The organism is Hyphomonas beringensis (assembly GCF_000682755.1).
Lineage (GTDB): Bacteria > Pseudomonadota > Alphaproteobacteria > Caulobacterales > Hyphomonadaceae > Hyphomonas > Hyphomonas beringensis.
The window spans coordinates 1-280 of record NZ_AWFF01000007.1; the positions used below are offsets into that span (position 1 = coordinate 1).

Genomic DNA, 280 nt, shown 5'->3' on the forward strand with positions numbered 1-280 from the left:
TCCGCCGTCAGGTCTGTCGGCAGGGTCAGGACATAATTGTCCTGATCAACACCCGTCAGAGTGTAATTCCTCAGCGTCAGAAGCTGGTCATCTTTGGCATCCTTGGTCGCCATCTCACCGTATGCAGAGCTCGTATCCAGACCAAGCGTGCCCGCATCCAGATCGGTCTGAACCGCATTTACCAACGTACCGCCTGTCAGCTCAACGCGTGTCGTTCCATTATAGGCACGATCAACCACCACGATGTCTGAGATCGTCAGCTGCGCCTTCGCCACATCAA

The 280-nt window shown here is 55.0% G+C and carries 1 protein-coding gene; it reads right to left on the reverse strand.

Annotation, left to right across the window (positions count from 1 at the left end):
• Window positions 1-280 (reverse strand): YDG domain-containing protein (locus HY29_RS19325; protein ID WP_034791168.1); only part of this gene is annotated, 280 nt, incomplete at both ends.